Genomic DNA, 13,815 nt, shown 5'->3' with positions numbered 1-13,815 from the left:
GCCCCTGATTCTATCACATCCCTCATCCGCCCCCCGGGTGGCTCAGCGCGCCACCTGCACCTCAACCTTCAGCACCAATGCGTCCGCTTCCACGGCGATCTCGCGCAGGGTCACCCGATCTCCGGCCCGGCGCACCTGCTCCTGCAGCAGGTTGCTCAGCAGGGCATTCAGTTCGCTCAGCATGGCCTCGCTGATCGTGGCACCGGGGATTTCAAGGCGGGTGATCTCCACGCGGGGCAAGCCATCCTGAACGCTAAAGCGCATCTCGGCACTGCCCGCGATCTTCACCCCACCCACCACCTGCGCCTGCATGGCAATCACCACCGTCTCCGGGGGCAGGAAAGTCACCTGCTGAACCTCCAAAGTCAGCGGGTTGCTGCCCTGACGGGCGGCGTAGGTTTTGACGGCCAGATCCACCAGGGCGCGCAGGGCGGCTTCATCCAGCCTGATCGGCACCACCACCCGGCCGCCCTCGACCTTGGCCCCACAGCCGCTGAGCACGCCCAGCAGCACCACAATTGCGACACCCAGCAGAAGTTTACGCATGACGGCCTCTCCTCGCTCAACTACACAGATAAGGATGAGGCCATTTTAACCGAAAACTCGCCGAAAGCGGTAGGCCGCTCCGCAGGGCAGCCGGCGGGCCTCAGGCCGGCTGGCCCACCACCTCGGTGTGCACGTTAAAGCGCGGGGGGCGCTCCAGGTGCTTCTTGACCGCGCACTGTTCCGCCGAACGCACCAGCGCCTCGTAGTATTTCTGCGGGAAGGTCGGCGGCACCTGGATCTCCAGTTCCACCTCCTCCACCATGCCGGTCATGGGGTTGCTGCGCACACGCTGGATGAGGCGAATGCCATCCGTGGGCAACCCACGCTGACGGCAAAAGCCAAGCACGTAAATCCCCGCACACGTGCCGAGGGAAGCCAGAAAGAGCGCAAAGGGGGTGGGGGCCGAACCCGCACCACCGCCCATGGGGGGCTGGTCGGTCTTCACCGTGTAAGGGCCAAAGTGCGCATCCACCCGCGCGCCGCCCGGAAAATCAATGATCATCTCCATGGATTGAGTAACTCCCTTCAACGTAGATTTGTGCCAAACATCACTTATTCAGATGCACAGGGGGCCGAAAAGTTGCAGGCGCGCCTGCGTTCGGCGTCGGCTGGGGTTGGGGCCGCCAGAAGTAGTACCAGTAGCAAAAAACCGCCAGCGAGTAGAGCACCAGCGTGCCGATGAAGGCCGGCCCAAAGCCGTAGCGCACCTGAATCCAGCCGCTCACAGTGGGGCTGAAGGCCCAACCGAAGTTATTGGCCATGCTCACCAGGCTGGCCACCGTACCGCGCGCTTGCGGCTCCACGCGCTCCATCACAAAAGCCTGATAGACCGGCAGCCCCATGTTCATCAGCGTCAGGCGGATGTAGTAGGCCGCCGCGCTCACCTCAAACCAGGGCGCAAAGCCCATCAGGAACAGGAAAGGAATGGAAAGCGCCTGGGTGACCACCACCAGCGGCACCTTGCCCCAACGGTCGGCCAGGGGCGGAGCAATGAGCAGTCCCAGCCCCATCGCCAGCGAGCCCCAGGCGAACAGAGTGCCAATGACCGGGTCGGGCTGATGGTGCACCTGGCGGTAGAACACATTCATAAAAGGCATGACCAGGCCGGCCCCGATGGAAGTGAGAAAGGTAGGCAGGATCAACCTGCCCAGGGTGCCCAAATGGCGGTAAAGGTAAGCCAGGGGGGTGAAAAGCGAGCGTTCCCCCACAGCCAGGCGCACCGGTCGCAGGAAGAACAGCGGCACAATGCCCAGCGCGCCCCCGGCCACAATTGTCGCCAGCGCCAGCGCATACGCCTGCGCACTGGTGGGCGAGACCCCCCGCAGCGCCCCCAGCCAGGTGGGCAGGTAGCCGCCAACCCAGTTGCCCACAAAGGCCGAAGCCGTCTGCAAGCCCGACGCAAAGGAGAAAAGATACGTGCGCTCCTGTTCGCCGCTGTTTTCCATCAGGAAGGGCCCCATGGTCACACCACTGAGGCTCTGCGCCAACCCCAGCAAGGCATTCATGACCAGAAAGACCCCCGCAGATGGGAAAAGCACCATGATCAGCACCGCCACCCCGCTCAACCCGCTCCCCAGGAGCAGGGCGGGCTTGTGCCCCAGGCGATCCACCAAGTAGCCCATGGGCAGAGCCGAAAGCAAGGCGGTCAGACTGCTGATGGCAATCAGCGTGCCCAGCAGGGCCTCATCGTACCCCAGGCTGAGCACGTAGAAGTTGAACAGCAAGCGAAACACCCCCATGGCGGCGCCGCTGAGAACGACGCTGAGCAGGTACAGGCGGGCATTGAGCGAGAAAGCCCGCAAGCGTTCGGCGTAGAGGCGCAAGACATGGGCAACGCGATTCATGAAAGACGGCATCGAAGCAACTCCGGGCATTAAGGTTCAGATGGGGTATCCGAAACATTGAGGAAGGCTACCAGGTCGGCGTGGGCCTGGCGAATGGCCTCGGGGCGCAGGGCGTAGAGGCGCTCGCCCTCACGGGTGATGGTGATTTGCACCAGGCCGGCCACGCGCAGGGCCTGCAAATGGTGTACCACGGTGGGGGCACGCAGGCGCAACCGGCGCGCCAGTTGGGTGGGGGTCTGAGGACCCTGCGCCAGGTAGCGCAAAATGTGCAGGCGGGTGGGGTCGGCCAGAGCCTTGAGGCGGTTGAGCAGAGTTTCAGGCAGGTCCTCGCCCGGCAGCAGCGATTGTTGCGGTGGACGGCAGCCAAAAACCAACATCCACCGCTCCGGCGCAACCCGGCTGTAGAACACCAGCGGCGTGCTCCAGTAGGAGGGCACCAGCACCAGTTCGGGGATGCCTTCCAGGGCCTCAAAATGCACCCCGCCCGAGAGTAAGTCCAGCAGGTTCGGCAGGTCGGTACGGCGCGCCAGAGCCTGGGCCTCCTCCAAACCGCGGGCCAGCCAGGGGCGCAGACGGGCTTCTTCTTCGCAGAAGAAAACGCGCCAGAAGGTCTCCAATGCCTCCAGGTAGGCGCTGCCAAACGCCTCGGCCTGGGCAGCGGTGCGCAGGAGCGCCTGAAAGGCTTCGGGGCGCAAGGGACGCCCACGGCGGGTCAAGGTCTCGCGCAGCACCTCCCGTTCCTCCGGCGTGGCTTCGCCGCGAGCGATCAGGTGTTCCAGTGCCTGCTCTGCTGCAGGGGTGAAATCGCCCCGCCAAAGCAGGGCTTTAAGGCGCTGGGCAGGAGGGAGGGCCGCCAGCGCCTGCAAGGCGGGGTACGCCGCTTTGGCCTCTGCCGGCAACCCGTGCAGCCATGGCAGGGGCACCCCCAGGAAGGTTTGCGCCATCTCCAGCAGCGCCCGCTGCCCCGCCGGCAACCGCGACCGCATCCCCGCTGCCCAGGTGGGGCGCACCCCAAACTCCTGCGGATGATGCAGGACATAGAGGGCAATGAAGAAATCGTATGCGCTACCGCTTTCCCAGAGCAGGGTGGTCATGAACTATCCATTAGATAATTATCTAATACAATAGATCATAATCGAAGACCGGCTTTCTGTCAAATTTTGGCAAATGCCCGGTTGTGCATCCGGAGCGGCGGAAGCGCACAACCCGTCTCCTAAGGCGGCTTTTCTGGAAATCCACTTGGTGTGCGTCCCCTTGACAGGTGCAGAGTAGGGTATAATAAAAGCACTCTAAGGGAACGAAAATAATGCGCAGTCAGAGACTGCGTTTAAGCCTCAGAACTTATTCAACGGATTATTTCCTCTCGGCATGCCCCAGGCACTGGCTTTTCAAAGCCCTGGTTTTGGTTTCACACATAGATAGACGTTTGGGTTAACACTTGGTTCGACCGGGTCTTTCCCTCCATGCTTCATATAAGGACGGCTGAACGCCCATATGTGGGTTCTACACGCGCATTGGCGCCCTCCTAAGCGCCCAACCGATGCGGGCGGGGTGCTCTTCTGGGCTGAGGACCTCGCCGGGCTCCATTCCCCACCCTCTCCCCCGGCCAACGGGCAAGGGAAGACGCAAGATCACCCCTTCTGCGTCTCTCCCGAGCAACTGCGCCAGCGCCTGGGAGAAGGTACACCGCTGGCCGAGGCCACACCCGAAACCGCTACCCTCAGCCTTCCCTCTGACGAGCACACCCCCTGGCCCTCGCCCGAACTCAACCCGCTGTATGAGATGGACCAGGCCAGCACACCCCGCCTGCGTCCCTGGCGGGTCAAAGGGCTGTGGCTACCGATTGCCAAAGCCTTCAGCATTTTGACCACCCTGCCCCCCGAAGGCGTATCGGGGCAGGTGCACCTGGGGCAGGATGCGCGCTATTGGCAGGTCGTTTGCAACCTGGTGCTGGAAGTTCTGGCCCAGCAAAAGTACCTGCCCGTCCTTCTGCACCCCTCCGAGCCGCGGGGACAGTACCTAGCGCGCTGGCAACCCGTCCTGGATGGTCCTAACGACGCCCAGCGCCTGCTGCAACTGGAGCGGGCAATGCCCCCGGTCTGCCGCGCGGAGCGTCAGCCAAACCCGCGTGGGACACCGGTTTTCCCCGAAGCGCGCTTCCTGCTGGATGCCTTCATAAAGAGTGCTACCGATGCCCTGGTGCGCACCTGGGGGCGCAGTCAGATGCCCCTCATCCCCCCCGATTCGGATCAGATCCAGGATCGCTGGTTGGAAGCCCTTTTCCGCCCCGATCCGGTGGTACGGGCCTCTCTGGCCCAGGTGCGTGCCCTGCACAGCACGCTGCAAGCCTGGCTGCGCAACCTTCAGGTGGCGGGGGATGAGCACTTCCGGGTAGCCTTCCTGCTGGAAGCACCGCCCGCCTCAGAAGAGCCCAGCGCCGATGGCACATGGGAACTGCATTACCTGCTTCAATCTCGCAGCGATCCTAGCCTGCTGATCTCGGCAGAGGATGTTTGGTTCAGATCCAGCCACGAACTGGCCCGCATCAGCGACCGTCTGGTTGCCCCCCAGGAGCGCCTGCTGGCCGGATTAGGGTACGCGGCGCGCTTCTTCCCGCCCATCCTCACCAGCCTGGCAGCGCGTCATCCGACTGGCATCAGCCTGGATACACCAGCGGCCTACCGCTTCCTGCGCGAAGTGGCTCCCATTCTGGAACAGGCCGGCTTTGGCGTGCTGGTCCCGCCGTGGTGGAATCAGCGCGGGGCGCGCCTGGGGGTGCGCGTGCGCCTTAAACCGGCCACTCCTCAGGCTCCAGGCGAGGCAAGCGGCCTGCTCAACCTCGCTGCACTGGTGCGCTTTGAGTGGGAAATTGCGCTCGGCGAGACCACCCTGACTCGCGAAGCATTTGAAGCCCTGGTTGCCCTCAAATCGCCTTTGGTGCAGGTACGCGGCCAGTGGGTCCTGCTGGATAGCGCCCAGGTGGAAGCGGCCATCCGCTTCTGGGAGAAACAGCGCCAGGGCACCGAAGTTACCCTACTCGAAGCCACGCGCCTGGCGCTGGGCAGTGAGCAGGTGCACGACCTGCCCGTGGATGCTGTGGAAGCCGAGGGCTGGCTGGCCGAATGGCTGGAGCGGCTCAAGGAGCCCCAGCGCCTAACCGAACTCCCCCAACCCCGCACCCTGCGCGGCGAACTGCGCCCTTACCAGCGCCTGGGGTTCTCGTGGTTGGCCTTCTTCCGCCGCTACGGCCTGGGAGCCTGCCTGGCCGATGATATGGGGCTGGGGAAAACTATTCAGACCCTGGCCCTGCTCCTACACGAAAAAGAAGTGGCGGGGCAACTGCCCGGGCCGGTACTGCTGGTGTGTCCCACCTCTGTGGTAACCAACTGGCAGCGCGAAGCCGAGCGCTTTGCCCCCTCACTGCGCCTGCTCATTCACCAGGGGCCAAACCGCCTGCGGGACGAGGCCTTCCGGGAGGCGGCCCAGCAGGCCGACCTGGTGGTGACCAGTTATGCCCTGTTGCGCCAGGATCAAGCCCTGCTGGAGTCGGTCTCCTGGTTTGGGGTGGTATTGGACGAAGCGCAAAACATCAAAAACCCCAGCGCCCGTCAGAGTCAGGCCGCGCGACGCCTTTCGGCTCAATTTCGCCTGGCCCTTACCGGCACGCCGGTCGAAAATCGCCTGGACGATTTGTGGTCCATCATGCACTTCCTCAACCCGGGCTATCTGGGGTCACTGCAAACCTTCCGCCGTGAATTTGCCTTGCCCATCCAGCGCTTCGGCGATCAGCACGCCGCCGAGCGTCTGCGGCGCATGGTAGCGCCATTCATCCTGCGCCGGGTCAAAACCGATCCGCGCGTCATCCAGGACCTGCCCGAAAAAATCGAGGTCAAGCAGTACTGCACCCTCAGCGAGGAGCAGGCAACCCTGTACCAGGCCGTGGTAGATAAGACACTGGCGCAAATCGAGCAAAGCCAGGGAATGCAGCGTCGCGGCCTGATCCTGAGCATGATCACCCAGTTGAAGCAGGTATGCAACCACCCGGCGCAGTACCTGCATCAGCCGCTGGATGAGCGCCTGGAGAGCGCCCTTCAGAACGGGCGAAGCGGCAAATTGAACCGCCTGATTGAAATGCTGGAAGAGGTGATCGCCTCAGGCGACCGCGCCCTGGTCTTCACCCAGTTTGCCGAGATGGGAGACCTGCTGGCTAAAGCCCTGCCCCTGCACCTGGGCGTCCCCGTTTACTTCCTCCACGGCGGCACCCCGCCGCGTCAGCGCGAACAGATGGTGCGCCGCTTCCAGGAGGATGAACACAGCCCACCCATTTTCATCCTCTCGCTCAAAGCGGGCGGTCTGGGGCTTAACCTGACCCGTGCCAATTACGTCTTCCACTTTGACCGTTGGTGGAATCCGGCGGTGGAAAACCAGGCCACCGACCGCACTTTCCGCATTGGGCAAAAACGCAACGTGCAGGTGCACAAACTGATCACCCAGGGCACCCTGGAAGAACGGATTGACGAGTTGATCGAATCCAAGATTGGCCTGGCTCAGTCCATCATCGGCGAGGACGAATCGTGGCTCACCGAACTGAGCAACGAACAACTGCGTGATCTGGTGGCGCTGCGCACTCACGGAAAAGAGACCTATGAGTCGGTACGATAATTTCGACGATCACGAATTTTACGCCTGGGAACCCCGCACACCGCGCAAAGCCAAAGGGGGGATCAAAGCCATCAGCGCGCGGGGCGATTTCGGCAAAAACTGGTGGTCACGCCGCTGGATCCAGGCCCTTGAGCAAATTACCGACCTGCGCCGGCTACAGCGCGGACGTGCTTACGCCCGTGCCGGTCAGGTTCTGCGTATTGAAGAGCGCGAGGGCGAGATCGAGGCATTGGTGCAGGGCACCCGCCCCCGCCCCTACAAGGTGACCATCCGCCTCACCCCCCTCACCCCCCGTCAGTGGGAAAAAGTGCTGGACGTGCTGGCCGACCAGGCCGTCTTTGCCGCCCAGCTGCTGGCTGGCGAAATGCCCCCGAACATCGAAGAGGCCTTTGCCACTACAGGGGTTAACCTCTTCCCCACGGCCCGGGGTGACCTTTACACTACCTGCTCCTGCCCCGATAAAGCCAACCCCTGCAAGCACATTGCGGCCACCCACTACATCTTGGGTGAGCGCTTTGACGAAGACCCCTTTTTGCTCTTCCGCATGCGCGGGCGCACCCAGGAACAAATTCTCGAAGGACTGCGCAAACGCCGCGGCGTGACCGATAGGGCAGCGATGCGCCGCGGGACGCAACCCGCCCCTGCCAAGCGCGAACGCCCCCGACCCCCGGAGTCAGATTGGGGAGCCTTCTGGACGTTGCGCAACCCCTTGAGCGGCCTGCCCCTTTACGTCCAGCCCCCCCTCATCTCTCAGCCCCTGCTCAAGCGCCTGGGAGACCCGGAAATCGCCGCCGATCTGAGCCTGAGCGCCCAGTTAGAGGCCATGTACCAGGCCGTGACGCAGATGGCGCTTTTCCTGGCTTATGGAGATGTGGGAACATTGGGTGGTGAAGAGGGGAACTCACCAGCGGAAAATGGGGTGGGTTAAGCGTTTGAAGTGGTAAATGATGAGCGGAGCATTCAGCGCAATTGCGTAGAGCGCAACCACCCCCACCACCATCAACACAAAAATGACCAGCGCTCCTGTCCGCTCTTCCGGGGGGGCAAACAAAAAGCGCAAAAAGACCACCGCAAAGATGATACCGATCACCAAAACGATGCTCCAGAAGACAAGCGGGTGAATATAAAACGGGAGAGGTGGAACCGGGGGAAGGTTAAAAGGTAAAGGGGGCATAGGTGCGGCTCCTTTACAGCGAGCAGTCCTTGTGAATACGCATGGCTTACACCCTTATGATAGTAAAATTTTAGCGATGAGTCAAAAGACAAAGCCTCTCAATTTGCGTCGTGCCTGGGCACTGGGTGCCGCTCTGGCGTTATTGGGGCTTTCGACCCTTCTGCTTGGCCTCAGCGTGCTGGCACGTAATGCAGGTCACCTGACCTACGTGGTGGACGATGCCTACATTCACCTGGCCATGGCGCGCAGTCTGGCTCAGTATGGGGTTTGGGGGGTCACGCCATATGCCTTTTCCTCCTCATCTTCCTCCCTGCTGTGGACAGGAGGATTGGCACTGCTAATGCGCCTCATCGGTAACCACCCCACTCTGCCTCTCTGGATCAACCTGGGGTTAGCCGTGGTCATGATCATCCTGGGGTATGAGTATTGGGCCCGGCACGGATTGAATCAACTTCAAATCAGCCTGGCACTGGTCTTGCTGATCCTGGCCATGCCGCTCTTGCCGATGATCTTTAGCGGCATGGAGCACGTTCTGCACACCGTGCTCACCCTGGTTTTCTTGTGGGTTCTGGAACACGTTCTGACCCCTTCCGCGCCAAGGGGTATCCACTCCCGCCTGCTGCCTCTGGGCATGCTTCTGCCCCTGGTGCGCTACGAGGGTTTATTCCTCATTGGCGTCACAACCCTTCTGCTAATGTGGCAGCGCCGATGGCGGCTGGGGCTGGCGCTGGCAGGGTTGGCCCTGCTTCCCGTTACCTTGATGGGGTTGTTTTTCGTCCAACAGGGCTGGTGGTTTTTGCCCGCCACTCTGCTGATCAAAAGCTCACCCGGCACGGGTCGGAGTCTGCTGGAACTGCTCAGCACCCTGGGAGCCCGCCTGGCCGATAACCTGAACCACGCCCCGCAGATGGGGTTACTGCTGCTGGGATTGGGAGTTGGATTCTGGAACGAGTGGCGCCGAGAGCGGCGCATGGAGGGTGAAAAAGCCTTGCTTGTGGTCGTGGCGGCATCTATGTTGATCCATTTGACCCTGGCGTCGGTGCAGGGTTATGCACGCTACCAGGCCTATCTGATCGCCGCCGCCGTGTTGGTGCTGGTGCCTCCTCTAATGCGCCTCGATCTGCACCGCTGGTTCTCCATCCCCTGGTTGGCCGCGCTTGCCCAGACGCTGGTGGCTGCAACCATCCTAGCCGTGCCGGTATTGGCTGGAACCTACTTCACCCTCTCCGTGCCCCGTGCCAGCGCCAACATCTACCAGCAGCAGGTGCAGATGGCGCGCTTTGTGAGCCGCTTCTACCCCCAGGGAACGGTGGCCCTTAACGACATCGGGGCCGTGGCTTACTTCACCAATGCTCACGTTGTGGACTTGGTGGGATTGGCTAACCGCGAAATTGCCCAGGCACGTCTCCACGGGACGTTGGACGCTACAACCATTGATCGGGTGACTCGCCAGGCCAATGCCGATCTGGCTATCGTATACGACTCGTGGTTTCCCGGCCAATTGCCGAGCCATTGGCATAAGGTGGGGGAATGGGAAATCCCCGCCAATCTCGTTTGCGGGGATGCTACCGTATCGTTCTACGCGCTGCGCGAGGCAGATATCCCAAGCCTGCAAGCCCATCTGCGCGCCTTCGCCCCCCTCCTCCCCCCTCAGGTGGAGCAGCGCGGTGACTACCTGACCCCCTGAGCACCCGGCCACCTCGCGGTACAATTGGTGACACATGGCTGAACCACGCGATTCTCGTCCTCACTGGCTGCTGGCACTGGCGGCTTTACTGGGGCTGGTGGGCGCCGGTCTGCTTTTCGCGGGATTGGAGCGCATCGTCCCGGTACAGGTAGATGGGGAGTGGGTGGGAATACGCACACGTGCCCTGACGCTGGGCAGCCTCCTGCGTGCTGCCGACCTTGTCCCTCACTCCGAGGACCGCCTCCTTCCGGCCCGGCCCGCCCTTACTCCCTGGTGGGACGCTCCGCTACGCCTTGAGCACGCCCGACTGGTGCACCTAGCACTCTGGCCGGAACACCGGGGCCTCGCCTTTAAGAGCGCCGAGCGCATTCCGGCTAACCTGCTCCTGCAAGCAGGAGTGCGTCTTTTTCCCCGTGACCGTGTGTACTGGCAGGGTCAGCCCATTGACCCTTATCAGCCGCTCCCCCCTGCCACCACCTACCATCTGGAAGTGCGTCACGCTGTCCCGCTCACCTGGCAGGATGAGGGACAAACCGGCACCTGCTACTCTGCCGCACCCACTCTGGGGGAAGCCCTCGCTGAATGCGCCCTGCACCTGGAAAGCGGCGATGAGGTAAGCCCCGCACCAGAGACTCCGCTCACCCCTGAAATCCAGGTAACGGTGAGGCGAGCCCGCCTCCTCCGGGTCCAGGTAAACGACAACACCCTTACTCTCTACAGCAGCGCTGCCACGGTGGGCGAAGCCCTCGCCGAAGCCGGGATCGCCCTCCAGGGTTTGGATTACAGCCAGCCGCCAGAAGACCAGCCCCTCCCCGCCGATGGGGTCATCCGAGTGGTGCGTGTGCGCGAGGAAGTCGTGCTGGAGCAAGAGACCCTGCCCTTCAAAAATGAGTATGAGCCCGACCCCGAAACCGAACTGGATCAGCGTCGCATCATTGAGCCCGGCGAATACGGGGTTGAGGTCAGCCGCCTGCGCGTGCGCTACGAGGACGGGCAAGAGGTGGGGCGCACCGTAGAGGCCCGGTGGGTGGCCAAGGAGCCCAAACCGCAGCGCGTGGGCTACGGCACGAAAGTGGTCATTCACACCCTGGAGACCCCTCAGGGGACCCTCGAGTACTGGCGAGCCGTGACCGTGTACGCCACTTCGTACTCTCCCTGCCGTTTGGGAGTGGATCGCTGTTCCACCGCTACGGCCAGCGGCTTGCCTCTGCGACACGGCATCATCGCCGTCACCCGAGCCTGGTACTCGTGGATGTTGGGCCAACGTCTTTATGTGCCCGGCTACGGCATTGGCGTGATCGCCGATGTGGGTGGAGGTGTGCCCGGGCGCTATTGGATTGATCTGGGTTACAGCGACGAAGACTACCAACCTTGGCACCAGTACGTCACGGTGTATTTTCTCACTCCCGTTCCGAGCGCCATCCCATGGATTCTGCCCTAGACCTGCCCCCGCTCAACGTGCCGCAGTTGCTGCGCCAGCACGGCCTGCAACCCAAAAAGTCATTGGGCCAAAATTTCCTCTTCGATTCTAACATCCTTCAGCGCATTGTGGCCGCCGCCGAGATCCCCTCCCATGCCACAGTGCTGGAAGTTGGGGCTGGCCTGGGCACCCTGACGCGCTATCTGGCACGCGCCGCCAAGCAGGTAGTGGCCGTAGAACTGGATGAGCGCCTGATCCCCCTTTTACGGGAGGTGCTGTCCAACGCGGCCAACGTGGCCCTGCTCCAGGGTGACATCCTGAGCCTTGACCTGACCCCGTATCTTGGCAATGCCGACCCGTTGCTGGTCGTAGCAAACATCCCCTACTACATCACCTCCGCCCTCATCCGGCGCTTGTTGGAGGGCCCGGTGCGCCCTCTCCGCCTGGTACTGACCGTACAGCGCGAGGTTGCCGAGCGCATCTGCGCCGCTCCAGGCGAGATGAGCCTGCTAGCGCTGAGCGTGCAGGTTTACGGCCACCCCCAGCCCATTGGGCGCATTCCGGCCGGCGCTTTTTACCCCCCGCCAAAGGTGGATTCGGCCATTTTACGCGTGGACCTATATCCCCAGCCACGCATCCCCACGGAGGACTTGGGGCTTTTCTTCCGCCTGGCGCAGGCTGGTTTCGCTCAGCGCCGCAAAACTTTGCGTAACGCCCTCACCGCCGGCCTGGGTTGGCACTCTACCCGGGTGGAAACTCTGCTGGAACAAGCCGGGATTGATCCTCAGCGTCGCGCCGAGACGCTTGGGCTGGACGAGTGGGCGCGCCTGGTCCAAATTTATCGCCAAACGCAGGTTCAGCGAGAAGACGACCTGACCTGATGGGCTACGCGCCGATGGCGCAAATCGGCGTACTGACGTAGCAACAACCACACCCGGTAGGCTGCCTCAATCTGAATGCGCAGGTTCATCTTCGATTGCCCCCAGCGCCGATCGGCAAAGTGAATGGGGATTTCGCGAATGCGTAACCCATGCAGGTACGCCAGGTAAGCCATCTCTACCTGGAAGACGTAGCCGTTTGAGCGCACTCGCTCCAGCGGCAGACGCTCTAAGGCTTCTCGCCGCCACAGGCGAAAGCCCCCCGTAGCATCCCGCACCGGCAGTCCCAGAATCACCCGCGCATACGCATTACCAAATCCTGAGAGCCAGCGCCGCCAGAACGGCCAGCGCTCATCCAGCGACCCGCCCGGCACATAACGCGAGCCGATGGCCAGATCACAGGTCTCCAAGGCGGTCACCAATTCCACCACCTTGGCCGGCGGGTGTGAAAAGTCCGCATCCATCTGCCCCACAGCATCGGCCTCTTCCATGGCCAGCCGAAACCCCTGGATATAGGCCGTGCCCAGCCCCAGTTTGCCCGGTCGGTGCAAGACGCGCACCCGCCCCGGCCAGCGCTCGTTGAGACCTTCGGCAATCTGGCCGGTACCATCCGGGCTGGCATCATCCACGACCAGCAGGCGCAGATCGGGCAAAGGTAAAGCAAACAGCGTCTCGGCCAGGAGGGGAAGGTTCTCGGCTTCGTTGTACGTTGGGATGACCAGCGTGAGCCTCATGCCCCCGGCGCCTCCACCAACGCCAGCAGCGCCGTGCGTAGCGCCGCAACAGAATCGGGGAGGGTGGAAGATTCAAAGGGGCGGATCATCACGCTCAGGCGCTTCCCCTCAAAGCGCCCCTCTTGCAAGTCCTCGCTGCGGTAGAACAATTGCAGGGCCTGGTCCAGTTGACGGGTCAGGCGCTCCCCCACACCACTTTGCGGCTCGGCAGCCCCAATCAACACAAAGGAAGTGTGATCCAGATGCCCCAAAAAGACTGCATCATCTGCCGAATCGGGCAATTGGCGCCCTAACAACAAAGCCACCGCTCGTAACGCATCATCCGCCGCCACAAACCCGTAAGCCTCTCGAAAGGCTTCCAGGTGGCGCAACCCAATGACCCACAAAGGGGGCTGCGAAGGCGTTGCTAACCAGCGTGCCAGTGCTTCATCTACCAGGGTGCCCTGAGGCAATCCGGTGACCGGGTGGGTCAGCGACTCACGCCGGGCACGGCTCAACGCATTCCGCACGCGCAGCCCCAGTTCGCGGATATCAAAGGGCTTGGTGATGTAATCATCGGCTTCCAGTTGCAACCCCTGGAGTTTATCTCGCCGTTCGCGCTTCTCGGTCAGGAAAATGATCGGGATGTAGCGGGTGCGGCGCTGGGCACGCAGCCGTCGTGCCACTTCAAATCCATCAATATCCGGCAGGCGAATATCCAGGATGACCAGATGCGGTATCTGCTCGGTAGCCGTTTGAACCCCATCTTCTCCCCAGTTCGCAGTAAGCACTCGATAGCCCTGCTCCCTGAAAAACGTGGCCAGCATTTCGGCCACGTCCAGATCATCCTCGATAATTAACAGGGTAGATGGGGTAACGATCTCACTCATG

12 protein-coding genes are annotated in these 13,815 nt (G+C 62.3%); 5 read left to right on the top strand and 7 right to left on the bottom strand.

Features of this window, described 5'->3' with window-relative positions:
• Positions 1 to 42: 42 nt before the first annotated feature.
• From SE15_RS09445 to SE15_RS09430, 4 genes are all read right to left on the bottom strand, one after another.
• Positions 43 to 546 carry an LptM family lipoprotein gene (locus SE15_RS09445; protein ID WP_054521878.1) on the bottom strand — a complete coding sequence of 168 codons (504 nt, stop codon included), beginning with the start codon at positions 544 to 546 and terminating at the stop codon, positions 43 to 45.
• A 100-nt stretch (positions 547 to 646) separates the two neighbouring features.
• Entirely contained in the window at positions 647 to 1,054 is a 408-nt protein-coding gene (locus SE15_RS09440; protein ID WP_054521877.1) for an OsmC family protein, read from the bottom strand.
• A 40-nt stretch (positions 1,055 to 1,094) separates the two neighbouring features.
• Complete coding sequence (locus tag SE15_RS09435) at positions 1,095 to 2,402, bottom strand: MFS transporter (protein WP_054521876.1); 1,308 nt, start codon at positions 2,400 to 2,402, stop codon at positions 1,095 to 1,097.
• A gap of 17 nt (positions 2,403 to 2,419) precedes the next feature.
• Positions 2,420 to 3,484: an ArsR/SmtB family transcription factor gene (locus SE15_RS09430; protein WP_054521875.1), complete on the bottom strand. Its 1,065-nt coding sequence runs from the start codon at positions 3,482 to 3,484 to the stop codon at positions 2,420 to 2,422.
• Positions 3,485 to 3,884: 400 nt separating this feature from the next.
• Between SE15_RS09430 and SE15_RS09425 the strand changes: the two genes are divergently transcribed.
• Entirely contained in the window at positions 3,885 to 7,052 is a 3,168-nt protein-coding gene (locus SE15_RS09425) for a DEAD/DEAH box helicase (RefSeq protein WP_054521874.1), read from the top strand.
• Positions 7,036 to 7,980 (top strand): SWIM zinc finger family protein, encoded by a 945-nt coding sequence (locus tag SE15_RS09420; protein ID WP_054521873.1) that lies wholly within the window; start codon positions 7,036 to 7,038, stop codon positions 7,978 to 7,980. The genes SE15_RS09425 and SE15_RS09420 overlap by 17 nt, the downstream gene beginning before the upstream one ends.
• On the opposite strand, the gene SE15_RS09415 is transcribed toward SE15_RS09420, so the two are convergent.
• Positions 7,954 to 8,226, bottom strand: a complete 273-nt coding sequence (locus SE15_RS09415) for a hypothetical protein (protein WP_054521872.1) — start codon at positions 8,224 to 8,226, stop codon at positions 7,954 to 7,956. The genes SE15_RS09420 and SE15_RS09415 overlap by 27 nt on opposite strands.
• 76 nt (positions 8,227 to 8,302) lie before the next feature.
• Here SE15_RS09415 and SE15_RS09410 point away from each other — a divergent pair, with 76 nt between their 5' ends.
• The 3 genes from SE15_RS09410 to rsmA are packed head-to-tail and all read left to right on the top strand — an operon-like array spanning position 8,303 to position 12,214.
• On the top strand, positions 8,303 to 9,913 hold the full coding sequence (locus tag SE15_RS09410; RefSeq protein WP_054521871.1) for a hypothetical protein: 1,611 nt from the start codon (positions 8,303 to 8,305) through the stop codon (positions 9,911 to 9,913).
• A 34-nt stretch (positions 9,914 to 9,947) separates the two neighbouring features.
• Positions 9,948 to 11,354, top strand: a complete 1,407-nt coding sequence (locus SE15_RS09405) for a ubiquitin-like domain-containing protein (protein WP_054521870.1) — start codon at positions 9,948 to 9,950, stop codon at positions 11,352 to 11,354.
• The gene (rsmA, locus tag SE15_RS09400) at positions 11,339 to 12,214 is read left to right on the top strand and encodes a 16S rRNA (adenine(1518)-N(6)/adenine(1519)-N(6))-dimethyltransferase RsmA (RefSeq protein WP_201778085.1); all 876 of its coding nucleotides are present in this window, start codon (positions 11,339 to 11,341) and stop codon (positions 12,212 to 12,214) included. Before SE15_RS09405 ends, rsmA begins: the two co-directional genes overlap by 16 nt.
• On the opposite strand, the gene SE15_RS09395 is transcribed toward rsmA, so the two are convergent.
• A complete protein-coding gene (locus SE15_RS09395; protein ID WP_054521869.1) occupies positions 12,190 to 12,945 on the bottom strand; it encodes a polyprenol monophosphomannose synthase in 756 nt (251 codons plus the stop codon). The genes rsmA and SE15_RS09395 overlap by 25 nt on opposite strands.
• Positions 12,942 to 13,814 carry a response regulator transcription factor gene (locus SE15_RS09390; RefSeq protein WP_054521868.1) on the bottom strand — a complete coding sequence of 291 codons (873 nt, stop codon included), beginning with the start codon at positions 13,812 to 13,814 and terminating at the stop codon, positions 12,942 to 12,944. Before SE15_RS09390 ends, SE15_RS09395 begins: the two co-directional genes overlap by 4 nt.
• Between the last annotated feature and the right edge of the window lies 1 nt (position 13,815).

The sequence above is a fragment of the Thermanaerothrix daxensis genome (assembly GCF_001306145.1).
Taxonomy (GTDB): Bacteria; Chloroflexota; Anaerolineae; order Anaerolineales; family Anaerolineaceae; genus Thermanaerothrix; species Thermanaerothrix daxensis.
This window is presented reverse-complemented; position numbering and strand designations above follow the sequence as displayed.

What these genes read in the sequence shown, in the direction of transcription:
- SE15_RS09445 (WP_054521878.1), bottom strand. Translation starts at nt 546, where the DNA reads ATGCGTAAACTTCTGCTGGGTGTCGCAATTGTGGTGCTGCTGGGCGTG.
- SE15_RS09440 (WP_054521877.1), bottom strand. Translation starts at nt 1,054, where the DNA reads ATGGAGATGATCATTGATTTTCCGGGCGGCGCGCGGGTGGATGCGCAC.
- SE15_RS09435 (WP_054521876.1), bottom strand. Translation starts at nt 2,402, where the DNA reads ATGCCGTCTTTCATGAATCGCGTTGCCCATGTCTTGCGCCTCTACGCC.
- SE15_RS09430 (WP_054521875.1), bottom strand. Translation starts at nt 3,484, where the DNA reads ATGACCACCCTGCTCTGGGAAAGCGGTAGCGCATACGATTTCTTCATT.
- SE15_RS09425 (WP_054521874.1), top strand. Translation starts at nt 3,885, where the DNA reads ATGTGGGTTCTACACGCGCATTGGCGCCCTCCTAAGCGCCCAACCGAT.
- SE15_RS09420 (WP_054521873.1), top strand. Translation starts at nt 7,036, where the DNA reads ATGAGTCGGTACGATAATTTCGACGATCACGAATTTTACGCCTGGGAA.
- SE15_RS09415 (WP_054521872.1), bottom strand. Translation starts at nt 8,226, where the DNA reads ATGCCCCCTTTACCTTTTAACCTTCCCCCGGTTCCACCTCTCCCGTTT.
- SE15_RS09410 (WP_054521871.1), top strand. Translation starts at nt 8,303, where the DNA reads ATGAGTCAAAAGACAAAGCCTCTCAATTTGCGTCGTGCCTGGGCACTG.
- SE15_RS09405 (WP_054521870.1), top strand. Translation starts at nt 9,948, where the DNA reads ATGGCTGAACCACGCGATTCTCGTCCTCACTGGCTGCTGGCACTGGCG.
- rsmA (WP_201778085.1), top strand. Translation starts at nt 11,339, where the DNA reads ATGGATTCTGCCCTAGACCTGCCCCCGCTCAACGTGCCGCAGTTGCTG.
- SE15_RS09395 (WP_054521869.1), bottom strand. Translation starts at nt 12,945, where the DNA reads ATGAGGCTCACGCTGGTCATCCCAACGTACAACGAAGCCGAGAACCTT.
- SE15_RS09390 (WP_054521868.1), bottom strand. Translation starts at nt 13,814, where the DNA reads ATGAGTGAGATCGTTACCCCATCTACCCTGTTAATTATCGAGGATGAT.